Origin of the sequence: Robbsia andropogonis, assembly GCF_000970345.1 — a bacterium.
In the GTDB taxonomy this organism is placed as follows: Bacteria; Pseudomonadota; Gammaproteobacteria; order Burkholderiales; family Burkholderiaceae; genus Robbsia; species Robbsia andropogonis.
This window is the reverse complement of sequence record NZ_LAQU01000055.1, coordinates 1-15,829: the sequence shown is the minus strand read 5'-3', so window position 1 is coordinate 15,829 and position 15,829 is coordinate 1. Positions and strand designations below refer to the sequence as shown.

13 protein-coding genes and 1 pseudogene are annotated in these 15,829 nt (G+C 58.9%); 5 read left to right on the top strand and 9 right to left on the bottom strand.

Features of this window, described 5'->3' with window-relative positions:
• A pseudogene (locus tag WM40_RS31800) lies at positions 1-237 on the top strand (hypothetical protein); the annotation flags it as partial.
• Positions 224-511 carry an LbetaH domain-containing protein gene (locus WM40_RS31795; protein WP_413783827.1) on the top strand — a complete coding sequence of 96 codons (288 nt, stop codon included), beginning with the start codon at positions 224-226 and terminating at the stop codon, positions 509-511. The pseudogene WM40_RS31800 and the gene WM40_RS31795, both read left to right, overlap by 14 nt.
• Before the next feature lie 44 nt (positions 512-555).
• Here the strand turns inward: WM40_RS31795 and WM40_RS24325 are convergent, their stop codons facing one another.
• The 7 genes from WM40_RS24325 to pdxR form a co-directional block, all read right to left on the bottom strand.
• Complete coding sequence (locus tag WM40_RS24325) at positions 556-1,350, bottom strand: ABC transporter permease (RefSeq protein ID WP_024905402.1); 795 nt, start codon at positions 1,348-1,350, stop codon at positions 556-558.
• A gap of 7 nt (positions 1,351-1,357) precedes the next feature.
• The gene (locus WM40_RS24320; RefSeq protein WP_201779177.1) at positions 1,358-2,662 is read right to left on the bottom strand and encodes an ABC transporter permease; all 1,305 of its coding nucleotides are present in this window, start codon (positions 2,660-2,662) and stop codon (positions 1,358-1,360) included.
• Positions 2,659-3,720 (bottom strand): ABC transporter ATP-binding protein, encoded by a 1,062-nt coding sequence (locus WM40_RS24315; protein WP_046154245.1) that lies wholly within the window; start codon positions 3,718-3,720, stop codon positions 2,659-2,661. The genes WM40_RS24320 and WM40_RS24315 overlap by 4 nt, the downstream gene beginning before the upstream one ends.
• A gap of 107 nt (positions 3,721-3,827) precedes the next feature.
• Positions 3,828-4,832, bottom strand: coding sequence for an ABC transporter substrate-binding protein (locus WM40_RS24310; RefSeq protein ID WP_036012749.1), 1,005 nt, complete (start codon positions 4,830-4,832; stop codon positions 3,828-3,830).
• A gap of 280 nt (positions 4,833-5,112) precedes the next feature.
• A complete protein-coding gene (locus WM40_RS24305; protein WP_046154248.1) occupies positions 5,113-6,354 on the bottom strand; it encodes an aspartate aminotransferase family protein in 1,242 nt (413 codons plus the stop codon).
• Between the two features lie 12 nt (positions 6,355-6,366).
• Positions 6,367-7,011 carry a cupin domain-containing protein gene (locus WM40_RS24300; protein ID WP_024905407.1) on the bottom strand — a complete coding sequence of 215 codons (645 nt, stop codon included), beginning with the start codon at positions 7,009-7,011 and terminating at the stop codon, positions 6,367-6,369.
• A 101-nt stretch (positions 7,012-7,112) separates the two neighbouring features.
• The gene (gene pdxR, locus WM40_RS24295) at positions 7,113-8,618 is read right to left on the bottom strand and encodes a MocR-like pyridoxine biosynthesis transcription factor PdxR (protein ID WP_046154244.1); all 1,506 of its coding nucleotides are present in this window, start codon (positions 8,616-8,618) and stop codon (positions 7,113-7,115) included.
• Between the two features lie 133 nt (positions 8,619-8,751).
• Between pdxR and gabT the strand changes: the two genes are divergently transcribed.
• The 3 genes from gabT to katG all read left to right on the top strand — a co-directional run bounded on the left by gabT (position 8,752) and on the right by katG (position 13,717).
• A complete protein-coding gene (gene gabT / locus WM40_RS24290) occupies positions 8,752-10,038 on the top strand; it encodes a 4-aminobutyrate--2-oxoglutarate transaminase (RefSeq protein ID WP_046154246.1) in 1,287 nt (428 codons plus the stop codon).
• Positions 10,039-10,491: 453 nt separating this feature from the next.
• The gene (locus WM40_RS24285; protein ID WP_024905410.1) at positions 10,492-10,917 is read left to right on the top strand and encodes a GlcG/HbpS family heme-binding protein; all 426 of its coding nucleotides are present in this window, start codon (positions 10,492-10,494) and stop codon (positions 10,915-10,917) included.
• A gap of 538 nt (positions 10,918-11,455) precedes the next feature.
• Positions 11,456-13,717 (top strand): catalase/peroxidase HPI, encoded by a 2,262-nt coding sequence (katG, locus tag WM40_RS24280; RefSeq protein ID WP_024905411.1) that lies wholly within the window; start codon positions 11,456-11,458, stop codon positions 13,715-13,717.
• A 207-nt stretch (positions 13,718-13,924) separates the two neighbouring features.
• On the opposite strand, the gene WM40_RS24275 is transcribed toward katG, so the two are convergent.
• The gene (locus WM40_RS24275; protein WP_046154243.1) at positions 13,925-15,259 is read right to left on the bottom strand and encodes a glycoside hydrolase family 28 protein; all 1,335 of its coding nucleotides are present in this window, start codon (positions 15,257-15,259) and stop codon (positions 13,925-13,927) included.
• A gap of 184 nt (positions 15,260-15,443) precedes the next feature.
• The coding region (locus WM40_RS24270) for a GGDEF domain-containing protein (RefSeq protein WP_046154242.1) at positions 15,444-15,829 on the bottom strand (386 nt) is incomplete at its 5' end.

Sequence of the window (15,829 nt, the reverse complement as noted above, 5' to 3'; positions counted from 1 at the left end):
TACGCATCGCTCGGTGACTACTCCTACATCGGCGAGCGTTGCATCGTCTCCGATGCCGAAATCGGCCGTTTCTGTGCGATAGCGGCGAACGTGCGTATAGGCGCGCCGAACCACCCTACAGACCGGGTATCGCAGCATCGTTTCACCTACTGTCCCGAATACTATTTCGATGACGCAGTACGCGACGCCGATTTTTTTCAGCTCACGCCATCGCGATCGGGTCGTGATCGGCAATGACGTCTGGATCGGCCATGGTGTCATCGTGCTACCCGGCGTTACCGTCAGTGACGGTGCGGTGCTTGCCGCCGGCGCGGTTGTGAGTCGTGACGTCGCGCCATATACGATCGTAGGAGGTATTCCAGCCCGAAAGATCCGGGAGCGCTTCCCTCCCGATATTGCGCGCCAGTTGCAAGCACTTGCCTGGTGGAACTGGACAGATGACATGATAAGGGAGCGGCTTGCCGATTTTCAGCATATGGATATCGAGACTTTCTGCGCGGCGTGGCGCTAACTGTCACCTGACCACCTGCTACGGAACATCGTTGCCAACGAACCTCAGCGCACCTCTGCCTTATTTGCACGTTGCTGATGCAGCTTCGCCAACGCGCTCATCGCAATCAACAGCAGCGTGCCCACGATCAGTACTGAAGCCGCCGCGGTGATGATTGGCGTAACGTTTTCGCGCAGGCTTTGAAACATCTGCAGCGCCAGTGTCCACTGATTGGGGCCGGCGACAAACAACGTGACCACAACTTCATCCAGCGACGTCGCAAAAGCAAATACGGCACCGGAAGCGATCCCGGGCATCGCTAATGGTAGCAATACATACCAAAATGTCTTGAATCGCCCCGCGCCGAGACTGCCCGCAGCACGCTCCATTGATCGGTCGATTGCGGAAAGCGCGCCGAGCACATTCACCAGCACGAACGGCAGTGCGAGCACGGTATGCGCCACCACCACGCCCGCATAAGTACTTGCGATGCCCAGCCTGCCGAACACAATCTGCATACCGACACCAAGCACCACCGCGGGCACGACCATCGGCAGAAGAAACAGCGTCTTTGCCGTTCCGGCAAACGGCAAGTGCTTCGCACGCAGACCCAGCGCAGCCAATGTACCAAGCACCGTTGCAAGCAAGGTCGAACCCGCTCCTACTGTCAGACTATTGACGATTGATCGCGCCCAGGCATCGCTTTCCCACAAAGCCTCGAACCAACGGAACGAAAACGCATGGATCGGATAGGTTAAAAAAGTATTCGACGTAAACGCAAGGGGTAAGATCGCCAGCATCGGCCCGATAAGGAAGACCATAACCACCATCGCGAACGCCGTTGCAAGCACCTTTTTCATATCCGTTTCACTCCCCCATCAACGCGTTCGCCTTCGAGACCTTTACGTAGCCCGCGTAGAACACCATCGTTACCGCCAGCAGTATCACGCTGAGCGCGGCTGCCCGCCCCCAATCGGCCGTGCCGGTCGCATAAAATGCGATTACCGAACTGATCATCTGGTCGCTCGCGCTCCCTACCAAGGTCGGCGTGATGTAATAACCGATCGCGGACATGAACACAAGCAGAGCGCCTGACACGATCCCGGACAGGATCAACGGCAGCAAAACCCGCACGAACGCCGACACCGGGCGCGCGCCAAGCGAGGACGCCGCACGCATCAGGTTCGGGGGCACAGCACGCGCGGCGCTGAATACCGGTAGCACCATGAAAGGCAGTAATACCTGGGACATCGCCAAAAGCACGCCGGTCCGGTTATAGATGAGTTGCAGCGGTTTCGTGATGGCGCCCATCGTGATCAGGAAGTCATTCACCACACCATGCTGCTGCAGGATCACGACCCATGCGGCGGAACGAACAAGCAACGAAGTCCACAACGGAATCAGTACCATCGTCAACATCAGACGACGACGCCATCCTGTCGTCGCCGCGGCGATGATGCCGTAAGGCACGCCTAGCACAACGCAGACCAGCGTGACGACGAACGACACCAGGAAAGTCCGCCAGATAATCGCGCGATTCGCCGATATGCCTTCTGGCAACGACACAATATGCCCATCGGCATCCCGATGCATATCGATTGCTGCAAGCAGATTCGCGTCCGTCAGCACATGCGCATCCCGCTTGATCGTGCGCCAGTAGGTCAGGTCCGCCCAACGCGCGTCTATATCGTCCAGGGCGGGCGCCGATGCCCCACTGCCCGACATCCGCTGCGTCTTCGACATCAGACTACGAAAACCGGGGTGATCGGCATTCAACTGCCGTACCGCACCACCGAACTGCTCGCGGTTGTCTTCACCCCATGCCGTATCGGCAAGTAACGCGCGACGGACTGCATCCGGCACCGCGGACTTTCCGTCCCATGCGGCGATCGCCGCGCTGGTCCGGGGCATGCCCACTTTCACGGCATCGTTATAGACGGCCGTCTTCAATACGTGATACAGCGGCAAGACAAAGAAAACGCACAGAAATACGGCAAGCGGCAGCATCAAGGCAAGCGAACGCAAGGATGCAGGCCCGTTAATCCATCGGAAACGGTGACGCGTGCCTTTCTCTCCGGGCGCACCAGACGGTCCTTTCTGGCGCACGCGATCGTGATCGTCTCGCGGCTCCGGTGCGGCAATCTGTCCGGAATAGCTGCGGGTCTGCCTCATCGCGGCACCAATGCGCAAGCATGCGGCGCGAAGCTGAACTGGGTTGACTGTCCAATTTCCAATACGGCGGTATCATTCGCCAACCGCGCCGCCAGGCGGCTCTCGCCACGGCGTAGATGTACGCGCGTGTGGTCGCCCTGGAACACAATGTCCTCGACGATCGCATCCAGCGCGTTCCCGCCCGCCCCGCCGCCGAGCACGATCGATTCCGGGCGCACCGACAGCACAATGTCGACGCCGTTACGGAATGTCCGATCGGCGGTACCCTGAACCGATGTCCCGTCGTCAAGTGTAATGGTCGTATAGTGGTCGTCACTCCCGGTGACGGTGCCGTGCATCAGATTCGTCTCGCCGATAAACTGCGCGACAAAACGCGTCTTGGGACGCGCGTAGATGCGCTCCGGGGAGTCGATCTGCTCGATCTTCCCGGCGTTGAACACCGCAATACGATCCGACATCGTGATGGCTTCATTCTGGTCATGGGTGACAAAGACCGCCGTCAATCCAAGCGATCTGTGCAACTCGCGCAGTTCGAGCTGCATATGCTCGCGTAACTGTTTATCCAAGGCACCGAGCGGCTCATCCATCAGCACGACTTCCGGCTCGAAGACCAGGGCCCGCGCCAGCGCGATACGTTGCTGCTGACCGCCTGACAGCTGCGCCGGCTTGCGTGCACTCGCGGTGGACAACTTCACCATATCCAACGCACGCGCAACGCGAACCTTGACCTCCGACCGGGGTAAGCCACGCATCTTCAGCGGAAACGCGATATTGTCGGCCACGCTCATGTGCGGAAACAACGCGTAATTCTGAAATACCACCCCCATGTTTCGCGCATGCGCCGGCAAATGATCGACACGCTTGCCATCCACCAGGATTCGACCACCGCTGGGCATCTCGAAACCCGCCAGCATCATCAGCATCGTCGTTTTTCCCGAGCCCGAAGGGCCGAGCAGACTGACGAACTCGCCCCGCTCGATCTCGAGGTTCAGACCGTTGATGACGTCGACGTCTCCATAGCGCTTGGAGACCGAATCGAAGGTAATAAAAGCACTCATGCCACATCTCCTGCATCCCGTGTTCTGGGTCGGCCCGGTATATACAGCACGTCGGGCCCCTTACATCCACCAGCTTTCGTGGGCGACCACGTCGTCGTACCGGAGGCTTACCGGGCAAGCCAGGCGTTGAAGCGCTGCGTCAGCGGCCCTACATTGTCGGTCCAGAAATCCGCATCAAGTGAAATCGATCCAGCCTGGTTCTCCGGTGCAGTTGGCAATTCCGCCGCGTACTTTGCTGGAACCAGTGCCTGTGCCTTCACATTCGTCATACCGTAGGCAATATACTGTGGCAATTTCGCCTGCACTTCGGGACGGCTCGCATAGGCGATAAACTTCATTGCGTCGGCCTTGTTCGGCGAACCCTTCAGGATCACCCAGGAATCCACCGCGGAGATGCTTCCCGGAAACACAAATTTGAAGTTGCGATTGTCGCTACGATTGATACCGGTGATACGCCCGTTATAAGCCGCGGTCATTACCACCTGCCCCGACGCCAGCAGTTGCAGCGGCACCGCGCCCGCATCCCACCAGATGATGTTCGATTTCAACTGGTCGAGCTTCTTGAATGCCCGATCGACGCCTGCCGGCGTTGCAAGCACCTTGTAGACATCCTTCGGCGCCACGCCATCCGCCATCAAAGCAAACTCGAGCGTGTATTTAGGACCTTTGCGCAGTGCACGTTTGCCAGGGAATTTTTTTGTATCCCAAAAATCGGCCCAGCTCTTCGGCCCATTTTTCAGGACATTGCCATCGTAAGACAAACCGGTCGACCACACCATCGTGCCCACACCGCATTCACTGACTGCCGCCGGGATGAAATTCTCTTTGCCGCCTAATTGCGTCCAGTCGAGTTTTTCGAACAGGCCGTCATCGCAACCTTGTCCGAGATCTTCCGATTCGACTTCTACTACATCCCAATTCGGCACGCCGGCTTTGAGCTTGGCCTGGATGACGCCAATGCCGCCGTCCCAACTTTGATCAAGCACCGGCTTACCGAGTATTTTCTCGAAAGGCTTGAAATCGATCTCGCGCTGCGCATCCTGAAAATTGCCGCCCCACGACACTACCGTGAGATCCCGTGCGTGCGCTGCCGAGAATCCCCCCATGGCCATACCGACAAGCAAAAGACTTACGAGACGTTTCAATTTAAACTCCGCGATCAAGGGTATGTGGATTTGTCTATGCAATTTCATTTCGCACTCCTGTCCTTACGATCTTGAAATTCGATCGTGTGACCAGGATGCGATCACCTGACAGCACTACGCTGGATGGGGAATATTTGTCACCAAAACACCAATGTCAAGTTTTTTTGCACACATGGATGTTAAACAATCCACCTCGCTCGAACCGGACACTAGGATGTCCCTGACATGCCAGGTACTGCAATAGGAACTAGCTGCGCGCGGATATCAACCGCGGTACGGCGCGTTTGAATGCCATCAATATCTGGTCGACAACGTCCTCGTCGTGGGCAAAAGACAGATAAAGACGGCCATAGGGTGAAGGCATCAGTAACAGCCCTTCTCGACGTAACTGGTGATGCAACGCCAGCGACACGACCGGATCGGCCATGACGTGCGCCTCCTCGTAAGTCATTGGCGCATGGTCGCCGAACCATATCCCGAAAACATTGCCATAACCACTGGTGATGGCCTTCATGCCATGATGCGCGAAACAACCTACGATGCTCTCTCGCAATGCGTCCCCGCGTGCACGCAGCGCTGCATAGTCGCATTGGGCCAGCAACGGCAAGGTTGCCTGAACGGCAGCACACGCTACCGGATTGCCACTGTAGGTGCCACCGCGCAGCGCCCGGCCCTGCTCCGCCACCCGCATGACGTCTGCCTTGCCTGCGACGGCAGCCACCGCGATGCCGCTACCGATGGCCTTGCCGAGACTTGCCAGATCCGGCTCAAGGCCATACCAATGCGACGCCAATCCCGCATGCAGGCGGAAGCCCATCAACACCTCATCGCTAATCAACAAAGCACCGTGCCGATGAGCGACGTCTTGCAGATGCGCAAGATAGCCGGGACGTGCCACGATACAACCGGCGTTCGCCAGCATTGGTTCCACAATCACAGCGGCAATATCGTCGTACTCGGCAAAAACCGTATCGATATCGTCGGGATCGTTGAAGCGTGTCAGAATAGCGTGCTCGGTTGCCGGACGCGATCTATCGGTGAAAAGGGCCTCCGCCGCCCCCACATTTCCAAGAACAACACCGTCCAGCCAACCATCGAATCCGGCCGCCATCTTGATAATCCGTTTTTTGCCTGTCGCGGCGCGGGCGATACGGATCGCAAGATGGACGGCTTCACTGCCGGAATTCGTGAAGATAATCTTGTCCAGCGCCCCCGTATGCCGAGCGATCACAGAGGCGGCCGCCTCCTCGGCGGGGTGATTGACCGAGGGCATCGGATTGACAGTCAAGGCTGCGCGGACCGGTTCCATGACAGCCTGTGGGGCGTGCCCGAGCATGGTTGCGCCAAAGCCCAGCACCGTATCGACGAATCGCCGTCCGGTGCCATCCCACATATGTGCGCCCTGACTGCGAACGATGTCCAGGGGCTTACCGTCCTCGGAGGGAAAACCCCGGGCGGAACTCGATACGTCGCCTACGAGATGTCCCACGCGCATGTCCCTTTAGAACGTCGGCGGCGAGGCGGCACTGACGACCTCGCATACTTCATCGAACGGGTTGTACATCCGATGAGGAAGGCGGCTGTCGAAATAATACGCTTCGCCTGCTCCCACGCATTGCTCCTCGCTTCCCACGACCACCATCAGTCGTCCTTTTACCACCATCCCGCACTCTTCCGCCTCATGCGAATAGGCTTCGCCCGTATCGGCACCCGGCGCATAGCGCTCATGCAGCATCATGATGGCCTTGCCTTTCAGGTCATATCCCACCTGCCGATAGGAAAGCTTCTGGCCGTCGGCCAACTCCACCAGATCTGTCGCCGCGAAAAAGATCTGCTCCTCGCTCTTTCCCTCGGCCTGCGCAAAAAAAGCGCTCAAGGGCATGTTCATGACGTCCAATATCCGCTTCATCGAACCAATCGACGGACTGACCTTGTTCGATTCGATTTGCGCAATCGTGCTATGTGTCAATCCCGCCGCCTCGGCAAGGCCGCGGATACTCAGCTTCATCTGGAGCCGCAGTTCCTTCAACCGCTGACCAATATCCAATTGGCGAAGCGCCGGATCGGGCAAGGCGGCAATGCGATCGGATGCTTCCGTGTTTTTGGCATTCTTCTTTTGCTGCTTTACGATAACCTGACCTGGCATGCTCTTGCTCCGCAGCGGCCGTCGACGGCACGGCAACTGGCGCGTCCTCTTTCATCATCCAAAGTGGATAGTTTAACAGCCGCTCTGGATGAAAAATAATATCAACGGACAGTTTTCTTTCCACGCTTGCAATACTGGTCGAGGACAGATGCCAGCGTGTCGAATGCAGGGCGAACCTGCTCGTCGGGTACGCAAGCATAGCCGAGCAGCCATCCGGACTGGGCACGGGAGGGCTCGGAGAAATAACGGGAAAGCGGCCGCACGAGGATGCCACGCGCCAAAGCCGCGGCCGTTACGGCAGTGTCGTCGATGTCGGCTGACCATTGCGCGACCAGGTGCAGACCGGCGTCGCTGCCTGTCAGCGTCATGTCATGACCGTAGCGGTTTGTGATCGCGTCGAGCAGGATTTGCCGGCGATGACCGTAAAGCGCACGCATCTTTCGAATATGCGAGGCGAAATGTCCTTCCGCGATGAATTCCGCAAGCACCGCCTGCTGCATCAGTTGCCCTTCACGATACAGCTCGGAACTGGCCACGGCGAAGGCATCCGCATAAGCCTGGGGCACTACGACATAACCGATCCGCAATCCCGGAAATAGCGTCTTGCCAAAGCTTCCTACGTAGATCACCCGCCCCGCGTTGTCCAGGCCTTGCAACGACGCGAGCGGGCGGCTGCCATAGCGGAATTCGCTATCGTAGTCGTCCTCGATCACCCAGCATTGATGCTGCCGTGCATATTCGAGCAGCATCCGCCGGCGCGCCAGGCTCATGACGCTGCCCATCGGATACTGATGCGACGGCGTCACCAGAATCAATTTCGGCGGCACGGACAGATCGGTGGGAGAAGGCGCCATGCCCTCGCCATCTACCGGGATGGCGTGCGTATCCAGGCCGCAGGCGTGCATTACGCTGCGGACGCCCCAATATCCCGGTTCCTCTGTCCAGACGACATCGCCGGGATCCGATAGCAGCCGCGCCGTCAGATCAACCGATTGGTGGATGCCCGTCGTGATGATGATCTGTTCTGGCCTGCATTGCACCATACGCGCAGCCCCCAGATAGTCGGCCAACGCGCGCCGTAGCGCGGGCAAGCCGCCGCCCGATGCATACGTCAGCAAATCGGGCGACATCTTGCGCCAGTACTTGTTTTGCAAGCGGGTCCACACATGCCCCGGAAACCGCGACACGTCGGGCACGCCCGGCATGAACGCACCCCATTGACGATTCGATGCGCCCGCCTCGTCGATCAAGCGTCTACCGCGGCACGACAGATCCGAAGGCGCCGCGCCATGATCGACTGCATCCGCGGCATTTGCCGTCACACCATCGATCTGGTCCGGAGAGGTATCAGCGACATAAGTGCCTCGCCCAGTTGCCGCACTGACGTAGCCCTCGAGCGTCAATTGCTCGTACACCTGGGTGACCGTATTACGTCCAAGACCGATCTCCGCCGCCAGCACGCGTGACGACGGCAACCGCGTCCCCGCTTTCAAGGTTTGCGTCAGGATGGCCTGCTGCAACAGGCGGTGCAACTGCCGATACAGCGGCGATCCTTCACGACGGTCGAGACGTTGCACCAGCCACTCGGTCAGCAGTGCCGCCTTCATTCATTGGCTCCTATTTTTATTTTAAAATGGCTCTTTTTAAAAGAGCCATTGCTGATTATATTGCCCATCAATCCGTGCCGACATGCTTTTTTGTCATGCGCCGCCCTTTGCCCAGTTCAGCTTCGACAAGATCATGACTATCAGCAATGCCTCCTTGCACGCCCGTAAAGATGCCGCCACGCCACGTGGCGTTGGCGTGATGTGCGATTTCTACGCCGATCGGGCGTGCAACGCGGAATTATGGGACGTTGAGGGCCGCCGCTTTATCGATTTTGCGGCGGGCATTGCCGTGCTGAACACCGGCCATCGCCATCCGAAGATCGTCGCAGCCATGCGCGCGCAATTGGACCGTTTTACGCATACCGCCTACCAGATCGTGCCCTATGCGTCATACGTGGAATTGGCGGAGCGCATCAACGCGCGCGCGCCAGGCAAGGCTGCGAAGAAAACCGCCTTCTTCACAACAGGCGCCGAAGCGGTGGAGAACGCCGTCAAGATCGCCCGCGTGGCAACCGGGCGGACAGCCGTGATCGCATTCGGAGGCGGTTTTCACGGACGCACCATGATGGGCATGGCGCTCACTGGAAAAGTGGCCCCGTACAAGATCGGTTTCGGCCCCTTCCCAGGCGATGTGTATCACGTGCCGTTTCCGAATGCGACGGCCGGCATCGACACCGAGGCATCACTTAAGGCATTGCGCTACCTGTTCAAGGCCGATGTCGATCCGCAGCGCGTAGCGGCCATCATTTTCGAGCCTGTGCAAGGCGAAGGCGGTTTCAATCCGGCACCTCCCGAATTCGTGCGCGGCTTGCGCGAAATCTGCGACGCGTACGGCATCTTGCTGATTGCCGATGAGGTGCAAACCGGTTTCGCGCGAACCGGGAAATTGTTCGCGATGCAGCACCATGAGGTCGTACCGGATTTGATCACCATTGCCAAGAGCCTTGCCGGTGGCATGCCACTGTCAGGGGTGGTCGGAAGCGCGGCCATCATGGATGCAGCGGCGCCAGGTGGCCTGGGCGGGACGTATGCCGGTAATCCGCTCGCGGTGGCCGCCGCGCACGCGGTGCTAGACATCATAGATGAAGAGCATCTATGCGCGCGTGCAACCGAGCTCGGAAATCTCTTGAAACAAAAGCTGACGATGCTGAAGGACTGCGTCCCGCACATCGCCGACATTCGCGGCCCGGGCGCAATGATCGCCGTCGAGTTCTGCACCCCTGGCGACGAATACACGCCCGACGCCGCATTTGCAAAACGCGTTCAAGCCGCGGCTTTATCCCAGGGCCTTTTGCTGCTTATCTGCGGCGAACACGCGAACGTGATCCGGTTCCTTTTTCCCTTGACCATCGAAAAGGCTGTGTTTGACGAAGCGATGCGCATTCTCGAACGCGTGCTTCCGGACTGTGCTGCCCGATAAGACCCAACAGTGCAAGCTGTCGCGGTCGACAGACAGATCTCAGGTCCTAGATCACGGAGATGGTGTGACGCGCGCTCGCGCATCACGCCTAGCTGCTCTCTTTGCGGCACGGCCTTGCATATTGGCTCGCATGGGACGGCCTGGTCCCAAATGTCGACCATGAACCCGTTCACACCCTTTCGCGCTATCAGCTACCCGCGCGGGGTTGGACCCGCTTACCGCTCAACCCATGGCCAGCGACGACAAGAGCGACCGACAAACACAACAGTACATTTGCCCGCGCCTCTCGTGTCCTCACTGGAACGTCATACGCAGACGCTAATATTTCATGTACCTTTTCGTGCTGGTAAGCGATTTCATCTAAGCTAGAGGGCTGCGCCAGGCGACGCGCACCCGTAGCGCACCGCCTGTCCATACATCAATATGCAACCAGTACTGTCCGAAGGTAAAAAAATGGAAACCCTGTCGCTAGATATCGCACAAAAGATTGCTGCCGAGGCGCTCGTCAGTGCACGCAACAATAAGTTTCGGCCGATGGCGGTTGTCGTGCTTGACGAGGCTGGCCTCGTCAAGCTGACTTATCGCGAGGACGGCGCGACCGCCTTACGTATCGACATCGCTCATGGAAAAGCCGCCGCCGCATGGGGCATGGGCGTTGCCTCTCGCACGTTGCTGGAGCGCGCGAAAGAAAACCCGGCGTTTTTCAACGCACTCGCGGCAACGTCCGGCGGGAAGTTCGTGCCGCAGACCGGCGCGATCGTAATCACCTCAGCGAATGGCACGGTGCTCGGCGCAATGGGTGCGAGCGGCGGCACGGGCGACGAAGATGAGCAGATTTGTATCGACGGCGTGCTCGCTGCAGGACTATCGCACCGCTAATCTGCCATTACCAAAAAGGGACTTGGCAACCACATAAGCGCTTATGCGATGCGAGCGCCCCGGCGAGAGGCGATTGCACGGGTACAAGCACACCAAGCATTCAATCGCCTTTACCGCGCTACACACGAACCATTCCATGCGCGGAAGTGAAATGATCGCCATCACGGGTCAGAGCGCACCCGATGCCGTTATGGGCAATCGCCGCTACTGACTCAGCCGCACGAACGCTGGCAATGCGCATAACAAAACTTTAACGCAGCCCTGCAATCGATAGTCAGGCACTATCAATCGATAGCGAGATTCACATTCAATTTGCCATCACTCTCCGATATATTGTCCAGCAGAAGCGATGCGCGTGGTATTTCACTGATACGAAACAGGGTATTCGGGCGGAAGCCTCGCACTCAAGCACGCCCGATGGGGACGCGTGAAATTTAACGTAAAACGCGTTGCCGGCTTGCCCTTCCAGCGTCGAAGTCTCACGCTCGAGGGCAGGTAATCGGAACCCATAAATGGTTAACCCGCAAGGAGATGGCAGATGTCAAGCGAAGCGAAATGCCCTTTCAACCATGCCGCTGGCGGCGGCACCACCAACCGCGACTGGTGGCCGAAGCAACTGCGCGTAGACCTGCTCAGCCAGCACTCAGGCAAGGCCAACCCGTTGGACAGCAGCTTCCGCTACGCCGAGGCATTCAAGAGCCTTGACTTGGCGGCTGTGAAGAAGGACCTCGCGGCCCTTATGACAGATTCAAAGGAATGGTGGCCGGCAGACTTCGGCCACTATGGTCCGCTATTTATCCGCATGGCATGGCATAGCGCGGGCACTTATCGCATCGGCGACGGACGCGGTGGCGCCGGGCGCGGCCAGCAACGGTTCGCGCCCCTCAACAGCTGGCCTGACAACGTGAGCCTGGACAAGGCCCGCCGCCTACTCTGGCCGATCAAGCAGAAGTACGGCCAGAAGATATCATGGGCGGATCTGTTGATCCTCACTGGCAACGTTGCGCTGGAGACCATGGGTTTCAAGACCTTTGGCTTCGCGGGCGGGCGCGAGGACACGTGGGAACCGGATCAAGACGTCTACTGGGGTAATGAGAAAACCTGGCTGGGCGGTGATGTGCGCTATGGTAAAGGAGCGACCGGCGAGTACGGCGACGGCGGCGTGATTGTCGCCGATGAAGAAAAGCATGGCGAAGAGGTCAGCCGCGACAACAACGGGCGAATCCTGGAGAATCCGTTGGGTGCCGTGCAGATGGGCCTGATCTACGTCAACCCGGAAGGGCCCGATGGCAACCCGGATCCGCTTGCCGCGGCGCATGACATTCGCGAAACGTTCGCCCGTATGGCCATGAACGACGAAGAGACGGTCGCGCTGATCGCCGGCGGTCATACGTTCGGCAAAACACACGGCGCGGGCCCCGCGGACAACGTCGGCCCCGAACCCGAGGCGGCAGATCTGGAGAACCAGGGGCTGGGCTGGAAGAACAGTTTTGGCACCGGCAAGGGCGGCGACACGATCACCAGCGGCCTGGAAGTCACCTGGACCACCACGCCGACGAAGTGGAGCAACGGTTTCTTCGAGAACCTGTTCAAGTACGAATGGGAACTGACGAAAAGTCCCGCCGGGGCGCATCAATGGGTTGCCAAGGGTGCCGGCGAAATAATCCCGCATGCGCATGATTCGTCGAAGAAACTGCGACCGACGATGCTCACTACCGACCTCGCGTTGCGCTTCGATCCGGCCTACGAGAAAATTTCGAGACGTTTTCTCGACAACCCGGATCAGCTCGCCGATGCCTTCGCACGTGCCTGGTTCAAGCTGACGCACCGCGATATGGGACCACGGGCCCGCTATCTCGGGCCGGAAATCCCCGCTGAAGAATTGATCTGGCAGGACCCGATTCCGTCGGTCGATCACCCGCTGGTGAACGAGCAGGACATTGCCGCGCTTAAGCAGAAGGTCCTCGCGTCGGGACTGTCGGTTTCGCAACTCGTATCGGCCGCATGGGCATCTGCATCCACTTTCCGCGGATCGGACAAACGGGGCGGCGCCAATGGCGCACGTATTCGCCTCGCGCCGCAGAAAGATTGGCCGGTGAATCAGCCGGAGCAGCTGGCGAAGGTGCTGACGGTCCTCGAAGACGTCAAGAGCGCGTTCAATAGCGCCCAGGCCGACGGCAAGAAGATTTCGCTGGCGGACCTCATCGTGTTGGGCGGCAGCGCCGCCGTCGAGCAGGCCGCAAAGAACGCCGGTCACCCGGTCAGCGTACCTTTCACCCCAGGTCGCACGGATGCGACCCAGGACCAGACTGATGTCCAATCCGTCGCGGCGCTGGAACCGATTGCCGACGGCTTCCGTAATTACCTAAAGGGCAAATACCGCGCTTCTGCCGAAGCATTGCTGATCGACAGGGCGCAGTTGCTGACATTGACGGCACCGGAGCTAACGGTGTTGATCGGCGGCTTGCGCGTCTTGAACGTTAAAGCAGGCCCGGAATCGCATGGCGTGCTGACCGACCGGCCGGAGACACTGACCAATGACTTCTTCTGTAACTTGCTCGACATGGGTACGGAATGGAAGCCACTCTCATCGGCGCGGGACGTTTTCGAAGGGCGTGATCGTAACACCGGGGAGCGAAAATGGACCGGTACGCGCGTCGACCTGATCTTTGGAGCACATGCCCAACTTCGGGCGATATCGGAAGTCTATGCAAGCGCGGACGCACAGGAAAAATTCATCCGTGACTTCGTTGCGGCATGGACGAAGGTGATGAATCTCGATCGATTCGATCTTGCGTAAGCAGTTTAATTGCTGACAGTGACCATACCGGCTTAAACCATCCCTGCAGGCGCCGGTCACTGCAGCGCCCGGATCATGGATGTCATGTGATCCGGGATGCGGTCACGGTCAACCTGTCTGGCTGAGTACGGATACCCCACCGTCGTAGCGCTTCATGTTGCGCGGCAATAACCGTTTGCATCCGTCACGGCCTATCTCGGGATAGGGTTATTGAGACGACGGAAACGCGACCCAACGGTCATCGCAGCGCGCATGATCTCTTTCATCCAGCATCGATGCGCCCCCTGATGGTGGGGGCCATACACCACCCGCGCCTATCGAAAGTTGTGCATTGGCGATCTCCCAGCGCGCATCCGACGCAAAGTGAACGCCGTCCAGCATGACGCTCATGGGATGGGCCGCGTCGTAGCCACGCATCACCAACGTGCCCGCGTCCCCGATAACGTCATGCAGGACGATATCGCGATAGACCGGTATGGCCCCACCCTGCGCCCCGACATCGTAACGCGTGTCGAAATCGATCGGACGGCGGTTGTCGCGCATGCACACGTGCTCGTACAGCACATCACTCACCTGCCCCCCGCGACTGCCGTCGCTCTTGATTCGCAGGCCCGAGGTGGTTCCATCGAGCGTCAGATCGCGAATCAGAATGCTACTGACGCCGCCGACCGTCTCGCTGCCTATCGACATCCCATGCCCCCAGTAAAAGTGATTGTCGAGCAGCGAGACATGGCGCGTCGCACCGCCACGGCCAGCCTTGATCGCCACGTTGTCGTCGCCGGTGCGAATGAAGTCATGTGCAATGGTGATGTCCTCGGAAGCGCCGGGATCGATGCCGTCCGTGTTGCGCGCATTGGCAGGCGTGTCGATGCGAATGCCCCAAAACGTCGCGCCCTTGACATCGTTCATGGCCACATGAAAATTTGCCGCGTTGCGCAGGGTCACGCGATAGAAAGTGATATCGCGGGCGTGATCGACCTGGATAAGGCGTGGTGCGTTTTGTTTGCCGCCTTCTCTTTGCGCTCGGCGGGCGAGTTGCCACCACGTTTCGACTTGACCGGTCAGCGGCACTCCTCCCTGCCCATCGATCGTGCCGTCACCGACGATACCGCCCCCTCGTGTACGGTCGAACAGGATAAAAGGACGACAACCGTCTCCTCGCGCGTCAATAGTGCCACACCGCCCATCCCGATCGTAATTACGCGGATCGCTACTGGCGGTGAGCACCACGCCTCGGTCAAGCCAGAGTGTCACGCCGGACTTCATGGTGAGTGGGCGACTGAAAAACCGGTTACCTTTGGCATCGGCCAGCAGTCGAACAGCATCACCGTCGGGACAATTGTCGATAGCGGACTGAAGACGGGATGTATCGTCCTTTGGTTCAGCAGCGGGGCCCGCGGTAAGCGCGGCGCAAACGTGTGAGGGAAACATCGGTTCAAGCACGGTCCTGCGGTCTTGCGCATGGAGCGAGCGAACGAACGGCACCGAAAATAGAAATAAGGACGCCAAGCCGGCCATCAGGGGGCTGCGCATAACAGACATAGACTTTTCCAACAGGATGAAAAACTTCGTTGTCTGCCCACGATAACGGCGTAAGTGCACTCACGGACAAGTATTGTCATGCTGGCACAACGGAAGTCCGTTCTTCGATCATAGGCCAGAATTGGCTGCGTTACCGGCGTAGGTTCCGGGCAAACGCGCGGTCACCGCATGAGGACGGTCACCATCAGGCCTGAAGCTGAACCGGTGCAATCAGATCGCGTGCGGAATACACGACATTTCTACCATTGCGTTTGGCCGCGTACAACGCCAGATCTGCCGCATTAGTCAATTCAGCAAGCGATGATGGACTTACACGTCGCCCTGTTGCAACGCCGATACTGACGGTGAAATGTGCAATCGCCTCCGTGGGTCCGGCCGATGCACCATGCTCGACTTCGTGACGTATTGCCTCGGCAATCTGCAGCGCTCCCGCTTCATCGGTGTCGGGCAGTACGACGACAAACTCTTCTCCACCGTAACGGGCCACGAAATCGCCGCGGCGACGCACGTGTCGATTGATACACGCGGAGAGGTGCTTCAGAGCGACATCGCCCTGACCGTGACCGTATC

Coding starts and splice junctions, on each gene's coding strand:
- WM40_RS24285 (WP_024905410.1), top strand. CDS start 10,492: ATGGAAACCCTGTCGCTAGATATCGCACAAAAGATTGCTGCCGAGGCG.
- WM40_RS24315 (WP_046154245.1), bottom strand. CDS start 3,720: ATGAGTGCTTTTATTACCTTCGATTCGGTCTCCAAGCGCTATGGAGAC.
- WM40_RS24275 (WP_046154243.1), bottom strand. CDS start 15,259: ATGTCTGTTATGCGCAGCCCCCTGATGGCCGGCTTGGCGTCCTTATTT.
- WM40_RS24310 (WP_036012749.1), bottom strand. CDS start 4,832: ATGGCCATGGGGGGATTCTCGGCAGCGCACGCACGGGATCTCACGGTA.
- WM40_RS24325 (WP_024905402.1), bottom strand. CDS start 1,350: ATGAAAAAGGTGCTTGCAACGGCGTTCGCGATGGTGGTTATGGTCTTC.
- gabT (WP_046154246.1), top strand. CDS start 8,752: ATGACTATCAGCAATGCCTCCTTGCACGCCCGTAAAGATGCCGCCACG.
- WM40_RS24320 (WP_201779177.1), bottom strand. CDS start 2,662: ATGAGGCAGACCCGCAGCTATTCCGGACAGATTGCCGCACCGGAGCCG.
- WM40_RS24300 (WP_024905407.1), bottom strand. CDS start 7,011: ATGCCAGGTCAGGTTATCGTAAAGCAGCAAAAGAAGAATGCCAAAAAC.
- katG (WP_024905411.1), top strand. CDS start 11,456: ATGTCAAGCGAAGCGAAATGCCCTTTCAACCATGCCGCTGGCGGCGGC.
- pdxR (WP_046154244.1), bottom strand. CDS start 8,618: ATGAAGGCGGCACTGCTGACCGAGTGGCTGGTGCAACGTCTCGACCGT.